The sequence below is a fragment of the Oceanicaulis sp. genome, from assembly GCA_040112665.1.
Taxonomy (GTDB): Bacteria; Pseudomonadota; Alphaproteobacteria; order Caulobacterales; family Maricaulaceae; genus Oceanicaulis.
This window is the reverse complement of record CP157796.1, coordinates 2,677,650-2,693,697: the sequence shown is the minus strand read 5'-3', so window position 1 is coordinate 2,693,697 and position 16,048 is coordinate 2,677,650. Positions and strand designations below refer to the sequence as shown.

At 65.1% G+C, this 16,048-nt stretch carries 14 protein-coding genes and 1 tRNA gene; 10 read left to right on the top strand and 5 right to left on the bottom strand.

The annotated features are described in order from the left end of the window. Nucleotides 1-62 precede the first annotated feature (62 nt). From ABL308_13305 to ABL308_13285, 5 genes are all read left to right on the top strand, one after another. Entirely contained in the window at nt 63-494 is a 432-nt protein-coding gene (locus tag ABL308_13305) for a hypothetical protein (protein ID XBQ15920.1), read from the top strand. Nucleotides 495-514: 20 nt separating this feature from the next. Next, the gene (locus ABL308_13300; GenBank protein ID XBQ15919.1) at nt 515-1,246 is read left to right on the top strand and encodes a fimbria/pilus periplasmic chaperone; all 732 of its coding nucleotides are present in this window, start codon (nt 515-517) and stop codon (nt 1,244-1,246) included. A gap of 47 nt (nt 1,247-1,293) precedes the next feature. After that, a complete protein-coding gene (locus tag ABL308_13295; protein XBQ15918.1) occupies nt 1,294-3,750 on the top strand; it encodes a fimbria/pilus outer membrane usher protein in 2,457 nt (818 codons plus the stop codon). Further along, the gene (locus tag ABL308_13290) at nt 3,747-4,652 is read left to right on the top strand and encodes a hypothetical protein (protein XBQ15917.1); all 906 of its coding nucleotides are present in this window, start codon (nt 3,747-3,749) and stop codon (nt 4,650-4,652) included. Before ABL308_13295 ends, ABL308_13290 begins: the two co-directional genes overlap by 4 nt. A gap of 87 nt (nt 4,653-4,739) precedes the next feature. Next, nucleotides 4,740-5,135: a hypothetical protein gene (locus ABL308_13285; protein ID XBQ15916.1), complete on the top strand. Its 396-nt coding sequence runs from the start codon at nt 4,740-4,742 to the stop codon at nt 5,133-5,135. A 425-nt stretch (nt 5,136-5,560) separates the two neighbouring features. Here the strand turns inward: ABL308_13285 and ABL308_13280 are convergent. Continuing rightward, a tRNA-Ser gene (locus ABL308_13280) sits at nt 5,561-5,651 on the bottom strand. A 200-nt stretch (nt 5,652-5,851) separates the two neighbouring features. On the opposite strand from ABL308_13280, the gene treF reads away from it, so the two are divergent. From treF to ABL308_13265, 3 genes are read left to right on the top strand one after another with little or no spacing between them, the layout of a single operon-like run. Next, the gene (treF, locus tag ABL308_13275; protein XBQ15915.1) at nt 5,852-7,423 is read left to right on the top strand and encodes an alpha,alpha-trehalase TreF; all 1,572 of its coding nucleotides are present in this window, start codon (nt 5,852-5,854) and stop codon (nt 7,421-7,423) included. A 58-nt stretch (nt 7,424-7,481) separates the two neighbouring features. Further along, nucleotides 7,482-8,552, top strand: a complete 1,071-nt coding sequence (locus tag ABL308_13270; GenBank protein XBQ15914.1) for an Mrp/NBP35 family ATP-binding protein — start codon at nt 7,482-7,484, stop codon at nt 8,550-8,552. 9 nt (nt 8,553-8,561) lie between these two features. Continuing rightward, nucleotides 8,562-8,912: a rhodanese-like domain-containing protein gene (locus ABL308_13265; protein ID XBQ15913.1), complete on the top strand. Its 351-nt coding sequence runs from the start codon at nt 8,562-8,564 to the stop codon at nt 8,910-8,912. On the opposite strand, the gene ABL308_13260 is transcribed toward ABL308_13265, so the two are convergent. The 3 genes from ABL308_13260 to ABL308_13250 are packed head-to-tail and all read right to left on the bottom strand — an operon-like array spanning nt 8,909 to nt 11,410. Then, nucleotides 8,909-9,838, bottom strand: coding sequence for an alpha/beta hydrolase (locus ABL308_13260; GenBank protein XBQ15912.1), 930 nt, complete (start codon nt 9,836-9,838; stop codon nt 8,909-8,911). The genes ABL308_13265 and ABL308_13260 overlap by 4 nt on opposite strands. Nucleotides 9,839-9,842: 4 nt before the next feature. Then, nucleotides 9,843-10,709 (bottom strand): alpha/beta hydrolase, encoded by an 867-nt coding sequence (locus tag ABL308_13255; GenBank protein XBQ15911.1) that lies wholly within the window; start codon nt 10,707-10,709, stop codon nt 9,843-9,845. Continuing rightward, a complete protein-coding gene (locus tag ABL308_13250) occupies nt 10,706-11,410 on the bottom strand; it encodes a TetR family transcriptional regulator (protein ID XBQ15910.1) in 705 nt (234 codons plus the stop codon). Before ABL308_13250 ends, ABL308_13255 begins: the two co-directional genes overlap by 4 nt. Nucleotides 11,411-11,601: 191 nt before the next feature. Here ABL308_13250 and ABL308_13245 point away from each other — a divergent pair, with 191 nt between their 5' ends. Then, nucleotides 11,602-13,812: a TonB-dependent receptor gene (locus tag ABL308_13245; protein XBQ15909.1), complete on the top strand. Its 2,211-nt coding sequence runs from the start codon at nt 11,602-11,604 to the stop codon at nt 13,810-13,812. A gap of 140 nt (nt 13,813-13,952) precedes the next feature. Beyond that, nucleotides 13,953-15,332, top strand: coding sequence for an MFS transporter (locus tag ABL308_13240; protein XBQ15908.1), 1,380 nt, complete (start codon nt 13,953-13,955; stop codon nt 15,330-15,332). A gap of 91 nt (nt 15,333-15,423) precedes the next feature. Here ABL308_13240 and ABL308_13235 read toward each other — a convergent pair whose 3' ends face one another. After that, nucleotides 15,424-15,966, bottom strand: a complete 543-nt coding sequence (locus tag ABL308_13235; GenBank protein XBQ15907.1) for a DJ-1/PfpI family protein — start codon at nt 15,964-15,966, stop codon at nt 15,424-15,426. Nucleotides 15,967-16,048 lie beyond the last annotated feature (82 nt).

The window sequence follows — 16,048 nt, the reverse complement described above, 5'->3', positions numbered from 1 at the left end:
TTGCACTTCTTTTTTGCTCAGTTTTCGGGGCGACATGCGCTGCGGCCCAGGAACGGCTCGACTTGAGCTATGAGATCAGCACTGACGTGCCTCAAGTGTGCACGGTAAGTGCAGTGCTCGAGCAGGGCCAAGTGGTCGACGCCGGGCAAACAGGGCTCGCTGCATCGTTCAATCCGGTGAATCAAGCCGAACTCGTCGTGGCTGACATCCTTGCGCGCTGTAACACCGGCGTCGCCGTCGTCACGGTGGCGACGCAAAACAACTTCCGCCTTTTCAACCAGGGTGGCGGGCCAAACCGCGAGATTCCGTTCGTCCTCGCAGTCGCCGGCACGTCCATTTCCGGAGGCGTCGGGGCTGAGAGCAGCTATCTCGACTCAAGCCAGCCGTCGGTGAGCCGACGCATGACGCTGGACGTCGGGGAGGTCGATCCGCTGTCGGTCGAGGCGGGCGAGTACACGGACACGATCATCATTAGCGTCGCGCCGACGGGCTGACGTATTGAGGGGAAAGAGGAATGAGGCTGAAGTCCATCATCGCGGCGCTAAGCGCGGCTCTCGTCATTGCGTTCAGCGCGGCTTCCGTCAGGGCCTATGAGGTCGAACCTCTGATTTTCGACCTGGCTCCGTTCGGCCGGGCCGCGTCACAAACGATCCTCGTCAACAACACGCAGCAGGTCCCGATCGTCTTCGAAGTGGTCGCGGAGCGGCGTTTCATTGACGAGTTTGGTGAAGAGACACGTGAAGACGCTGTCGATGACTTCCTGATCATACCTCCGCAGGCGCGGGTCGAACCAGGGGAGTCCCAGCAAATCCGGGTCCGATACATCGGTCGCCCCGACATCACAGAGTCCCAGCACTACGCTCTGACTGTCCGTCAGGTGCCGCTTGAGGAACTGCAGGAAAGCGGTGTGCAGGTTCTGGTGAACTTCGCCGCCTCGGTTCAGGTCGTGCCGCCGCGTGCTGCGGCGGCCCTGCAGGTCGCGTCAGCCGAGATCAGCGCTGATGAGGACGGCACGCCTGTCGCGCGCTTTCGGCTCGAAAACCTTGGAAACCGCTACCAGGGTCTCGCGAGATCGACAATCACGCTCGCGTCCGGCGGGCAGGAAATGGTGCTGGAAGGGGAGAGCCTGAACCGGGCTTTGAGGCACACCCTCGTTCCGGGCGGTGGCGCACGATGGGGTTATGTCGAACTGCCGGACGGGTGGCCCACCTCGGGCCCGCTGGACGTTCGTGTAGATCTGCCGTGAGGCGTCAACCAGAGGGCCTTGACTAAGAGCAGGTTGGGGGGACCACGATGACCAGACTATCGAGACTGGCTGCAGGGGCGGCCCTAGCTGCTCTGCTGCTCGTGCATACGCCCCCCTCTCAGGCTCAGGTCCCGCAGATTCTTCCACCTGGGGTCCGGCTGGAGCTGCCGTTCGTTGTCAATGGAACGTATGTCGGCGACATCACGGTCCAAACCGACCAGCAGGGCGTTCTTTTGGTGGATCGATCAAGACTGATCGATCTTCTTTCCGAGCGGCTGACCGCCTCGGAGGCCGTCGCGCTGAATACGGCATTGCCGAACGCTGATCTCGTCATGGCGGAGATTGTCGAGCCCTTCGCTAATGTGACGCTTGACACCAGCCGGATCGAGATCGCGGCGAGCGTTCCGCTGGAGCGGCTTCGGGCGAGAGACATTTCGCTGGGGCAGCAACCCGATCTGGACGGCATCGATCCGGTACCGGCCGCCGATGCCGCGGCTGCCATCGGATTCAATCTCGGCGCCAATTACATCCACGAGGGAGGGGATCCGGGTTTCTCTCCTATCGCAGGTCGCGTGTACGGATTTGTCAATCTCGGCGGCGCCGAGGGCTGGTCCTTGGACTTTGAGGCGTTTTATCAGGAGGACGCGGACCAGAGCTTTCGGCGTGGAGACCTGACTCTTTTTCGCGATTTTCCCTCGGTCGCGGCTCGCCTGGCCCTAGGCGACGTGATCGTGCCAGGCGGAGGCTTCCAGGGAACGCCGCAATTGGGAGGGGTTTCGTACCAGCGCCTTTATTCAGAAATCGACCCATTCCGAAGCGTACGCCCAACCGGACGGACAAGCTTTGTTCTCGAAGCAGATGCAACCGTCGATGTGCTCATCAACGGCAATCTCATCCGCACCATCCGTTTCGGCGCAGGCTCTTATGATCTAACAGACATCCCATTCGCTGAGGGGGCGAACCAAGTCGAGCTGGTGATCCGTCAGGACGACGGCTTCGTCCAAACGCTCAGGTTCGATGCGTTCTCCAGTAGCTCGCTTCTGTCCTCCGGACTAAGCGAGTTCGGTGTGTCCGCGGGGCTTCCCGCAGTGATCGGCGACACCGGCATCGAATATGAACGAGACCTCTTTACAGCGAGCGGCTTCTACCGCTTCGGGGCGAGCGATCGATTGACTCTCGGGGCGTCGGCCCAGGCCAATCCCTACGTCGCCCAGCTTGCAGTGGAGGCAACGGGCGGCTTCAGCGAGTTTCTCATTTCTTCTGATCTGGCCCTGAGCGCCCAGCGCGAGAGCGAGTTCGGTCCTGCAGACGGGGTTGGCCTCGCAGGTGAGTTAAATGTCCGCTATCGACCGACCTGGGCCGAGAACGGCGACTTCTCAATCGACTTCAACGCGATATATACGGATCGTGATTTCGCGAATGTGACATCGTTCGGGCGAGTGAATCCGTATCGCTGGGAGTATTCAGCGCGAACGAATTTCACTTTGTTCGGTGACCTGCGAGCGTCCGTCTCGGCAGGATTTCGTGAGGCCCGCGACGCTTTCGATGACGTGAGCCGTTACACGGTTGCACTCTCTCGCCGCATCGGCCCGTTTTCGGCCAACGCATCATACGAGTTCACCGAAGTCGCCGGGGCGGATGACCACCGCTTTTTAATCTCCGCGGTCTGGACGCCGCGCGGAGGAAATTTCCTCGGCCGAGCCTCTTATGACTCGGTCGATGAGCGCTATCGGACCGAACTGAGCTATTTGCCTGGTTACGGGGTCGGATCCGTATCCGGAACGCTGGCTGTGGAATCTTCGGAAGCCGGCGACCGCGTTTTGGGCACGGCGCGATATCTCGGCAACCGCTTCACCGGCTCGGCGAGTCACTCGGCGATCTACGACTCGCTCGGGTCGGACGTTACTTCCCAAGTCTCCAGCGTCAGCGTTCAATCCGGCATAGCTTTCGCGGGCGGCGCTTCGGCAATCGGCCCGGTGGGGCAAAACAGTTTCGCCATTATTGATCGTGGACCGGCGGTGCCCGGAGCGCGTGTCCTGATCAACCCGACTGAACGGGGCCATCGAGCGCAAACAGACCTCCTCGGGGGAGCGGTCGTCCCAACGCTACGCGGTTTCGCCCCGTCGCGGATATCTGCGGTCGTCGACAGTGATGATATCGAGCTCTTGGGCAATGACCTTAGTGAACAGGTGGTCCCCGGTTCGCGGACCGGATATCGGCTCACCATTGGTGAGAAGATTGAGGTGACCGTAATGGGGCGCGCACTCAACTCGAACGGCGATCCGATCGGGCTGAGCGTCGGATCTGTGACACCGGTCGAAGGTGGCCCGCCGCTAGACACCTTCACGAACTCGACAGGGCGATTCGTCGTCGAAAACGTTTCGCCGGGTCGGTATCGCCTCGCCCTCCCCGGAGAAGGGGTGGCTGTCCTTTCAATTGGTGAGGACGCTCGCGGCTTCGTTGACGTTGGAACGATCATCTTCACAGAAGGTCCAGAGGGATGACCCGGCTTTTCCTGACCATCATCATGGCCCTCGTGGCCGCACTCTTCATTGGCGGGGCGAGGTCCGCTCATTCGCAGGATTGCGACGCCTATATCCAGTCATTGCAAGAGGTCACCGGTTCCTCGACGTTCGACCCTTTCGAATCCGTCGACTACGGACGGGTCGTCCGCCTCACGGTCGCTAATGATGGAACGGACGATTGCCAGCTCAGACTGAGGGCGTTGAATCCGGCGATGGGTGCCCGGCTACTGACCGGGGCGGGCCTTCCCTACGCCCTGTTCGACCCGACAAACGGATTGTTGGATAATGATCCTGGCACAGTCACCGGCGCCTTCGATTTCTCTGTTGGGGCGAATGCGACTCGAGACATACTTATAACGCTCGTGATCGAACGCCCGCAGTTCGCGGTGCCCGCTACCGAAACCACTTTGGACGAACTGATCGTTAGCGATCAGGCGTCTGGGCAGGAATACGACCGGATCGATCTATCGTTAAGCGTCGACATAGTGAGCCGCGCCCAAATCAATCTGGCTGGAGTTGACGCGCCGTACGATCGGGACTTTGCGATCAATCAGATTTCTTTCGGGTCGCTGGAGCCTGGGATTGAACGGACCGTCTACCTTCAAATCCGCGCCAATGAGGATGTCGCTGTTCAATTCCAATCCAACAACGGTGGGACACTCAATGAGGTCGGCGGCGGCTCCGGCAGGGTTCCGTACTCCGCCTACCTCGCCGGGGCGTACATCGAACTCATCGCACCCCAAAGCCTCGCGCAGCCTGCCCCAGTTTCTCTGGACGGATTATCTCTGCCGCTTACTTTCAGAATTGAGCCTTTTGGAATTCAGCCATCCAACCGTTATCGGGATCGAGTGACGATCACAGTAACGGCGCTGCCCGGATAGCTTTACCCGAGATTAACTACATAAATCGAGTAGATGTTAAGATTGCCGGTGTAGTGTCGCCCTCGTGGATGGAAACGCGAGGGCGATATGAAAACCACCAGCAAGTTTCTCGCCGCCGCCGCCTTGCTCCTGGCTGGAGCGGGCGCCGCGCACCCGGAAGATGCGACTGTTCGGATTAGCGTCGTCGGTGTCGTGCCCGCGGCCTGCTCCAGTGGGGACGCGCTCAGCCGGACGGTCGAGGGTCAGACCGTGACAGCTGTGTTCGATGCGCGGTGCAATACCGTGCACGAACTCCGCATCAGCGGCCTGACCGACCCGAACGCCGTCGTATCAGTGAATGATTCTGCTGCCGGTCCCTATGGTGCGCTGCTGCGTCCCGCCTATTTCGATGCGGTAACGGTCGTAAAAGTAGACCTGTCTTCTGCCGAGCAGGCCGAACAAGTTTCACGGATGCTTCGCGTGCATCTCACGCCTCTCGCCTGAAGCGGGCTCTTCATCGGGGCGTGCGCTGGCGTTACCTGAATTAGGGTATGCGCCACGATGCGAGCCGAGATAAATATTCCTAGCTTGTAGTGCGCATTCGACGAAGCGCTCGTTCACCCCCATGAACGGCAGACAAGCATCCCCCAGCGCACCGCCAGGTCCCCCTGGCGGTGCGCTTCTCATTGCTGGAATTTGCAATTGTTCAGGGGTTTGCGATCTGCAGCTCTTTCCGAGCGAAACATGCGCACGATCTCGCGACAAGGCTGGTCGAAGCAAAATGTTTGGTCATGTGATGGTGGAGTCCCGTGCCGAGGGGCGGGCTCGCCCATTAGATTGCCTCGTGTCGTCTGTTGGGGCTTGTGTTGGGGCGCGATGGGAGGCGCCTTCGCTAAGGGTCTAAAAAATAGGCCAATTGATAAGATAAATGGCGGAGACGATGGGATTCGAACCCACGATACCCTTTTGGGGTATACTCCCTTAGCAGGGGAGCGCCTTCGACCACTCGGCCACGTCTCCGCGGACGGGTTTAGCCGCCTTTGTGAAGCCGGATCAAGTGACAGGGCGCGTAATCGCTGCGCTTGGGCTGTTCGGGGGCTGCCGCGCGGCGGTGGACATGTGCGCCGAAGAGGCGTTGTCTACCCGGCCCGGCGCTTCGGCGGTCGGGATTTGCAAGGGGTGGAGCAGGGGCCGGAACGCTGACCGGCCGAGAGGCTGCGATGGCGGCGTCCGACACCGATTCAGACGTTTCCCGCACCCGGCGCATCCGCGCCGACGGCGCATCCCCGCGTCCGCGCAGCGTGCGCCCGCCCTCCTGCCTGTTCGGCGAGGTCTATGAGGCGGCCGCGCTGAGCGGGCTGTTTCAGGACAGCAAGACGCTGGCCGACGCCGCCCCGCGCACCGATCCCGAACAGATCCTGGCCGCCTTCCGCCAGGCGCGCCCGGCCGACGGCGACGCGCTGCGGCGCTTCTTCCTAGAGCATTTCGAGCTCGATCCCGACACGATTCAGGGCGAGACCCCGCCCGGCGGGCTCGCCCTGGCCGACCATATCGAGGCGCTGTGGCCGTTCCTGACCCGGGCGGGGGAAGGCGACGGGCGCTGCTCACGCCTGCCGCTGCCTCATCCTTTCGTGGTGCCGGGCGGGCGGTTCTCCGAAATCTATTACTGGGACAGCTATTTCACCATGCTGGGCCTGGGCGATGCGCACGCCGGGACCAAGCGCAAGATGGTGGAGAATTTCGCCCACATGCTGCGCGTCTACGGCCGCATCCCGAACGGGGCGCGCTCATACTATCTCAGCCGCTCACAGCCGCCGGTGTTCTACGAGATGGTCGCGCTCGCGAGCGCCGACGATCCGGCGGCGGGCTGGGCGGCGTTCCTGGACGAGCTGATGATCGAGCACCAGTTCTGGAGCGAGGGCCGCAACGCGGCGACGCCCGGCGCGCCGGCGCGCCGTGTGGTGCGCCTGCCCGACGGCTCCACGCTCAACCGGTTCTGGGACGATCTGGATCGGCCGCGCGACGAATCCTTCGGCGAGGACGTGGCGCTCGCGACGATCAGCGGAAAGGGCGGGCCGGGCTTTTTCCGGCATATCCGGGCCGCGGCGGAAAGCGGCTGGGATTTCTCCACCCGCTGGTTCGCCGACGGGCGCACCATGGGCACGATCCAGACCACTGATCTGGTTCCGCCCTGCCTGAACAGTCTTCTTTACGGGCTGGAGCGCGCGATTGCGGACGGCGCGGCCTGGCGCGGCGACCGGGATGCGGCGCGCGAGTGGAACCGGCGGGCCGAACGCCGCGCCGAGGCGATCGAGACCTGGCTGTGGAACGCCGAGACCGGCTGCTACGACGATCTGGACTGGACGACGGGCCGGCACGCCGGAAACGTCTCCTGCGCGGCGTTCTACCCGCTCTTCAGCGGACTGTGCGCGCCGGACCGGGCGCGCCGGGTCGCCGCGACGGCGGCCTCGCGCCTGCTTCAACCCGGCGGGCTCGTGGCGACCGATCGCACCTCCGACGAGCAATGGGACAGCCCGAACGGCTGGGCGCCGCTGCACTGGATCGCGGTGGAGGGGCTCGAGGCGTACGGCGAGACCGGTCTTGCGGGCGATACCGCGAGCCGGTGGCTGGACACCATCGAGACCGTGTTCGCCGACACCGGCAGGCTGATGGAGAAATACGACGTCGCCGAGCGCCGGCCGGGCGGGGGCGGGGAGTATCCCGTCCAGGACGGGTTCGGCTGGACCAACGGCGTGACGGTCGCCCTCAGGCGGAAGATCGCGGGGCTGTAGGCCGGCGCCGGCTGCGCCGGGGCTTCCGCGTGCGCGCGCGGCGCGTTATCTCCGGGCCATGACCGATCTTCTTCTAAACGCGCTCTCCGCCGTGCCTGATCCTTCGACCGGGACGCCGCTGCCTCAGTCAGGCCGCGTCGCCGGCGCCGACCTGCGCGACGGGGTCGCCACGATCGTGCTCAAGCCCGCCAGCGGCGAAGAGGACGTCGCCGCCCTGCGTGAAGCGATCCAGTCCGCGCTTTCCGGGGTCGAGGGCGTCACGCGCAGCCGGGTGATCGTCGAGACCTCGCTGGAAAAAGCGCGGCCCAAACCCAAGACAGGTGGAAACGAGCCGATCAAGCCGCCCGCCCGCGCGGTGATCGCCGTGGCTTCGGGCAAGGGTGGTGTGGGCAAGTCCACCGTCGCCGCCAATCTCGCCGGCGCCTGCGTGAAGCTGGGCCTGAAGGTCGGGCTGATGGACGCGGACGTCTACGGGCCGAGCGCGCCGCGCATATTCGGGCTGACCGGCGTGCCGGGCCTCAGGAAATCGGACGCCGGGATCGAGCCGGTGAGCGCGCACGGCGTGAAGGTGGTTTCGATGGGCTTTCTCGTCGGCGAGCGCGACCCGGTGGTCTGGCGCGGGCCGATGGTCACCGGCGCGATCCGGCAATTCCTCGGCGAGGTGAACTGGGGCGATCTCGACGTCCTGATCATCGACATGCCGCCCGGCACCGGCGATCCCCAGCTCGCCATCGCGCAGAGCGCGCCGATCTCCGGCGTGGTCATCGTTTCGACCCCGCAGAACCTGGCGCTCGACGACGCGAAGAAGGCGATCGCGCTGTTCGACCGCACGGCGATCCCGGTGCTGGGCGTGATCGAAAACATGAGCTTTTTCCTCTGCCCGCATTGCGGGGAGGGGACCGAGATTTTCGGCCGGGGCGGCGCGCGCGGCGAAGCCGAGCTGACCGGCGCGCCCTTCCTGGGAGAGATCCCGCTTCATCCCGAGCTGAGAGAGGCGAGCGACGCGGGCCGGCTGGTCGCGCTCGGCGACGGCCCGGTCGCGTCCGCCTTCGGGCGCGCGGCCGAAGCGATGCTGCATCAGGCCCAGGCGGTGCAGCGCAAAGCGCCCGAAATCGTCTTCGAGGATTAGGAGGCAGGCATGGAAAACTGGACGCCCGAACAGGTCGCCGAGGCGATGAAGAACGAGGAGATCATCCTCGTCGACGTGCGCGAGCCTGACGAATACCACGCCGAGCGCATTCGCGGCGCGCTGCTTTATCCGCTGTCGACCTTCGATCCGTCCGGCCTGCCGCTGGGGCAGGGAAAGAAGGTCGTGCTCTCGTGCAAATCGGGCGGCCGCACCATGCAGGCGGTGAACGCCTGCATGAACGCGGGGATCGACGTCACCGCGCATCTGTCGTCGGGCATCGAAGGCTGGAAGGCGGCGGGCCTGCCGTATTTCCGCTTCAACCCGGCGAGCGGGCGGATGGAAGAAGTGGCGCGGAGCTAGCCGCCGAGCGTCTCAAGAAACGCCCGCACCGCCGCTGCCGTCTCTTCGGGCTTTTCCTCGGCGGGCAGATGGCCCGCGTCCTCGATCAGCACCAGGCGCGCGTCGGGTATCGCCGCGGCGAAGCGAGGTCCGTGCTGGGGCGGCACCATGGTGTCGCGCTGACCCCAGACGATCAGCGTCGGCGCTTCGATGTTGCGCAGGTCCGGGTTCGGGGCGGGCAGGGTGAACTGTTCGAGCCTGGAGATCAGAGCCGGGCCGACGCCCTCGATCCGCATCATGGCGTGGATACGCGCGACCTGATCTTCGCTCACCCGTGTGGGATCGGCGTACATCGCGCCGGTCGCCGCGCTCACCGCGCTTTCAGGCGCGGCGGTCAGGAACAGCTTGATCTGCTGGGGCACGGGCGCGGGTTCATCGCCCACGCCGAGATTGGGGTAGCCGCCCGGCGCGATCAGGACGAGGCCGCGCACCGCCTCAGGCTTGCGCGCGGCGTAGCGCCAGGCCACCAGCCCGCCCAGCGAATGACCGGCGAGCACGAAGCGCTCGGGCGCGATCTCTTCAAGCAGGGCGGCGACCTGATCGACCGTTCCGGCGACCGAATAGTCCCCGTCGGCGCGCGGCCCGGTCAGCGCGTGGCCGGGCAGGTCGAAGCGGATCACGCGCCAGTCGGCCTCCAGCGCATCGGCGAGCGGTTCGAGGCTTTCAAGCGAGTGGGAGAAGCCGTGGATCAGCACGATCGCCGGGGCGTTTTCAGGACCGCTTTCGCGGACCCGCCAGGTCTCGCCGGCCGCGTCGACCATCCGGTCTTCCTCGGTCATCCATTGCGAGGCCGCAGCGTCAGCTCCGACCGGCTGCATCATCCAGGCGAAAAGAGCGACGAGCGCGACCGCTATCAGGATTAGAGCGCCGAGTATCCGCAAAAGCATGGGTCTAGTCCTGAGCGGCGAGGAAATCGTCGATCGCGCCGCGCGCGACCGGTTCGGTGAGCAGCGGCGCATGACCGACAGCGGGCACGTCGACCCGTATCATGTGCGGGCATCGGCGCGCCATCTCGGCCACGGTCGCTTCGCTCAAGAGATCGGTCAGCGCGCCGCGGATCAGCAGGAGCGGCTTTTTCGCCAGCGCGTCGAAAAACGGCCAGAGATCGGGCGGTGCGGCCTGTCCGGCCTGCACGGGCTTGGAGATGTTCTTGTCGTAGTCGAAGACGATCTCGCCGGTGTCCGTCTCGCGGCAGATGCGCTTGGCGAAGGCGATCCAGAAGGCCTGGCCCGTCTCGTTGGGGAAGGCGACGCCGTTGATGTCGCGCACCGCTTCTGCGGCCTCGTCCCAGCTCTTGAACGGCCCCGCGCCGCCGACATAGCCCTGGATGCGCGCAAGCCCCTTGGGGTCGATCACAGGGCCGATATCGTTGATGACGGCCGCTTCGATACGGCCGGGCTGCAGCGCCGCCCAGATCATGGTCATCAGCCCGCCCATCGAGGTGCCGACCGAAACGACCCGGTCGATCCCCGCGCCGTCCAGCAGCCCGATCACGTCCTGCACGTAAGTGGCCGGGGTGTAGTTCTCCGGATTCCGATCATGGTCGGACCGGCCCCGGCCGCGCATGTCGGGCACGATGACCGTGCGGCCCGAGGCGGCGATGCGCGGGGCGATTTCGGCGAAGTCCTTGGAGTTCCGGGTGAGGCCGTGAAGGCAGATCACCGGTGTCTTGTCCTCCGACCCCTGGGCCGGATAGCGGCGGTAATAGGTCCTCACCCCGTCGGGCGCGGTGAAGAAATGCTCGGAGTAATCGGTCACTGGGCGGCGTCCAGATTCAGCGGTCGGGGCGTGCGGCTTTCGGAATCGCGCGAAGCGAGCTTTCTGAAACCGGCGGCCAGAAAGTCCGGCATCCGGTCGTGCACCGCTTCCAGATCGCTTGATTCGCAAAGCCCGCCCGACAGCGAATCCACCCGTCCGGTGTCCGCGAAGGTCAGCACCAGCGCGCCCGACAGGAAGTGATAGCCCCAGAACAGGTCTTCCTCGGCCATTTCCGGCAGGGCCTTGCGCACCGATTGAAGGAAGCGCCGCACGATCGGATCGAAATATTTCGACATCACCGCCGCGCCCCATTCAGGCGAGTTGGTGACCTGGCCGATCAGCGCAAAATAGCTTTTCCAGCCCGGCCCGCCGTTCGCGCTCCGGTCCAGCAGAGGTCCGGTGAAGGCGGCGATGATCTCTTCCAGTTGCGGGCCGTCAGGGCCGGCCTCGCGCTCGCAAGCCTCCAGCCGCGCGAGCCGGATCGTGTTGAGCTCGTCCGCGCGGCGCAGCAGCACCGCGTCGAACAGCTCCCGCTTGCCGCCGAAATAATAGGTCACGAGCGCCGGATCGGCGTCCGCTTCGCGAGCGATCGCACGCACGGTGACGCCGTAGTAACCCTTCTCGGCGAAAAGCTTTTCAGCGGCGTCGAGCAGGCGTTCCCGCGTGCGCTCGCCACGGCGATTGCCGCGCGTCTCCGGCATGGGCGTGGACCTCCCCAACAAGCGTCCCCGGCGTTTCGAGGCGTCCGCTGCATGTGACGTTTGCGCCGCACAGCGAAGTTCATCAACGCGTGAAAATGTATGATGCGTTGACTTTTCATTCAACGTTGAAATTAATTCCGGCCGACCGCTCCGACAGAGAGCGACCGATTCACCAAGGGAGGGGAGTTCCCATGACCATCCGCCGCAATCTTCTCGCCGGCGCCGCGCTGCTCGCGACCGCTTCGGCCCTGCCGCTCGGCGTCGCCGCTCATGCGCAGGAAGACGCCGCCAGCCCGGCTCAGACCCGCGACGTCATCACCGTCACCGCCCGCCGCCGCGAGGAGAGCCTCGTGGACGTGCCGGTTTCGGTCTCCGCGCTCAGCGCCGACCAGCTCGAGAAAATCGGCGCGGCCGACATCACCGCGCTCCAGCAGGTCACGCCGAACGCGACGGTTCAGGTCGCGCGCGGTTCGAACTCGACCCTCATCAGCTTCATCCGCGGCGTCGGCCAGCAGGACCCGCTCTGGGGCTTCGAGCCGGGCGTGGGTCTTTACGTCGACGACGTTTACGTCGCCCGTCCGCAGGCCGCCGTGCTCGACATCTTCGACATCGAGCGCATCGAAGTGCTGCGCGGTCCGCAGGGCACGCTTTACGGCCGCAACACGGTCGGCGGGGCGATCAAGTACGTCACCCGCCGTCTTGGCGACGAGCCTCGTTTCATGGGCCGGGTCGCTGCGGGCACTTACAACCAGCTCGACTACATGGCCTCCGCCGCGCTTCCCGTCGCGGAGGGCTTTTCGGTCGGTGGCGCTTATGCGCGCTACACCCGCGACGGCTTCGGCGAGAACCTCACCACCGGCGAGGACCACTACGACAAGGACGTCACGGCCTACCGCCTGAGCGCGGAATGGGAGCCGTCCGACGCGCTGTTCTTCCGCCTCGCCTATGACCGGGTCGAGGACGACTCCAACCCCCGTCATGGCCACCGCCTGCTTCCCGGAACGGCGCCGGGCACCGCCGTGCTCGACGACATCTACGACACCCGCGCAGGGCTGACCGGCGAGCAGTCTGTGAGCACTGAAGGCCTTTCGCTGACCGGCGAATGGGCGATCAACGACCAGCTGACCTTCAAGTCGATCACCGCGGCGCGCGAAGGCGACACCGACACCGTCATCGACTTCGACGGCAGCCCGTCGAACACGCTCGATATTCCGGCCTATTACGCCGACGAGCAGTTCACCCAGGAATTCCAGCTGGCCTATGAAGGCGACCGGGCCCAGGGTGTGGTCGGCGTCTACTATCTCGACGGTTCGGCCGAAGGCGCGTTCGACACAGTGCTCGGTGTTCTCGGGCTGACCATCGGCACCGGCGGCGTGGTCGACACTGAAAGCATCGCGCTGTTCGGCGACTTCAGCTTCGATCTCACCGACCAGCTCAGCGTTTCGGTCGGCGCGCGCTACACCGAGGACGAGAAGACCGGAACGGTGTTCCGCGCGAACTACGCCGGCGCTGGCCGCACGCCGCTGACCGGCGGACCGGCTGCGACGCCGACCCTGGTCCGGACCGACTACACCAACACCCGCACCTTCGATCAGTTCACCCCGCGGGTTTCGGTGTCCTACGACTTCGGCGCCACGACCGCCTACGCCTCGTTCAGCCAGGGCTTCAAGTCCGGCGGCTTCGACATGCGCGGCGACGCGATCTTCACGCCCGACACCGTGGACGGCTACGATCCGGAGACCGTGGACAGCTACGAGATCGGCTGGAAAGGCGAGGGGATCGGCGGGATCCTGAACTTCAGCTCCGCCCTGTTCTGGTCGGAGTACCAGGATCAGCAGATCACCACCCAGGTGCCCGCCACCACCGGCATCGCGAGCTTCGTGGACAATGTCGGCAGCTCGACCATTTACGGCGCCGAGTTCGAAGGCACGGCCTTCCTGTCTGACTCCCTGACGGCGAACTTCGCCGTGGGCTGGCTTCAGGCGGAATTCGACGAGTTCATCCGCTATAACCTCACCACGATGGCGTTCGAGGACATTTCCGATCAGGTGGTCTTCCAGAACGCGCCGGAATGGTCGGCCTTCCTGGGCGTGACCTGGGCCGGCGAGCTGGCCGGCGGCGATCTGGCCATCACGCCGTCGATCGCGCACCGTAGCTCCTACAGCCAGTTCGAGTTCCCGAACGCGCTGCTGGACGAGGGCGGCTACACCCTGTTCGACATCGGCGCGGTGTGGAATTCGCCGAACGAGAAGTTCCAGGTCGCGCTGTACGGCCGGAACCTCACCGACGAGGAGTACAAGATCGGCGGGTATAACTTCCCCGGCGCTCTGTTCGACGACTCCGTCATCGCCTTCTACGGCCCGCCGCGGACCTTCACCGCGAGCCTGACCTACCGCTACTAGGCCGGGCCGGGACTGAAACGCGCCGCCGTCCGGGACCCGGGCGGCGGCGCTTTTTCTTTGCGTTCAGGGGCGAACCGGCTCCAAGATGAGCGCACGGGCGCGCGCAGCGCGCTGAAAAACAAAGACTGTCGGGGAGTTTCATGGCGAACACGTCGAACACGGCGGGCGCGAGCAGCGCCGCGCCGGGGGCGGGATACCGCTCCTGGGTCCTGGTGATGCTGTTCCTGGTCTACGCGTTCAATTTCCTGGACCGGCAGATCATCTCCATCCTGGCCATTCCGATCAAAGAAGATCTCGGCCTGTCCGACCGCCAGCTCGGCCTTCTGGGCGGCATCGCCTTCGCCGCGCTCTATTCAACGCTGGGCGTGCCGATCGCCTGGCTCGCGGACCGGACGAACCGGACCTGGATCATCACCGTGTCGCTGACCGTCTGGTCGGGCTTCACGGCCGTTTGCGGGTTCGCTCAGAACTTCTGGCAGCTCTTCCTGGCGCGCGTCGGCGTCGGGGTCGGCGAGGCGGGCGGCGTGGCGCCGTCCTATTCGCTGATTGCGGACTATTTCCCGCCGCAGAGCCGGGCGCGGGCGCTCGCAATCTACTCGCTCGGCATTCCGATCGGCTCGGCCTTCGGCGTGGTGGCCGGCGCTCAGATCGCCGGCGGCAATGTCGGCGAGAACCTCGACTGGCGCGCCGCCTTCATCATTGTCGGGTTCGCCGGCATCCTGATCGCGCCGCTCTTCAAGCTCACCGTTCGCGAGCCCAAGCGCGGCGGCCTGGACGTCAAGAAACCCGATCCGGCCGAAGAGGCGAAAGCCCAGCCCGAACCGGGTGAAGCGGCCAGCGCCGCGGCGCCGGCGGAAACCAGGGCGGAAAAAGCGCCCGGCTTCGGCGACGTCCTGAAGGTGCTCGCGAAAAAGCCCAGCTTCTGGTTCCTGGTCCTGGGCGCGTCGTGCTCGTCGATGATGGGCTATGGCGTGTTCTTCTGGATCCCGAGCTTCTTTGCACGCAGCTTCGAGCTGGGGATCATCGACACCGGCTGGCTGTTCGGCGGCATCCTGTTCGTCGGCGGCTCGCTCGGCATCCTGCTCGGCGGCATTCTCGGCGACCTGATGGGCAAGGGATCGAAGAAGATGTACGCGATCGTTCCTGCGACCGCCTTCTTCCTGACCTTCCCGCTCTATGTCGCGGGTACGCTCGCGCCGACGCCGCTGATCGGGGCGCTGCTGTTCGTGATCCCGACAGGGCTGGGTCTGGCCTGGCTCGGCCCGACGCTGTCGGCTTTCCAGCATCTGGCGCCCGCGAACATGCGCTCGATGGCGTCGGCGGTGTTCCTGCTGATCAACAACCTTCTGGGGATCGGGGTGGGGGTGTACGTGCTCGGGGAGCTCTCCACCCTGCTCACCCCGACCTTCGGGGCGGAGGCGCTGCGCTATTCGATCATGATCGGCGCCTTCCTCTACGTGATCGCCGGGGCGCTGTTCCTTCTGGCGGCCAAGACGATCGAGAACGACTGGGAGCGGTGAGGGCCGCAACCCGCCGCGCAAACAAAAACGCCCCGGCCGACGGCCGGGGCGTTCTTCGTTAAAGCGCCTGTCCGAGCGCGGTAAGTTAGCGCTATGCCGCTTCAGTGTTCAGCGACAGCGTCTTGATGAAGGTGCCCGAGGCGTCCTCGCGCGCGGTCTCGCCTTCGGCGGCGAACACCTCGCCGTTCAGCGCCACCGCGGCGTCGCCTTCAACGCCGGTCTTTTCAGCGGCGTCGCCGAGGAAGCCGACCGCTTCGCCCATGGCGACCACCGGCTTGCCCGCGCGGATGAAATCCAGAAGCAGCAGGCGCGCGTCCTGATCGCCGGCGAGCTTGTCGATGCTGGTCTTGCCGCCGGGCACGAGCAGGCCGGAGAACTTGTCCGGACCCTGGTCGCCGGGGTGGCCGTCGACGACGAAATTCATCTCCTCACGCGTTTCCGAACGGCCGCCGACCAGCGACTTGTTCGGGCTGAGGATGCAGGTCTTGTACCCGGCGCGCTCTGCGGCGCTGGCCACCAGGGTCAGATCCGAGGCCGCGAAACCTTCGGCCACCAAAACGGCGATGACTCCCTCTTCGCCGACATGGGCGAGGTCGATACGCTTTTGACGGTTATAGGGTTTCTGAAAGGCCACGATTCCTCCTGGCGCCGCGCGGCGGCGCTCGACAAATGACAAGTTAGACGAGTCCGAACAGGGTATGGAACGCGCGGGCGCC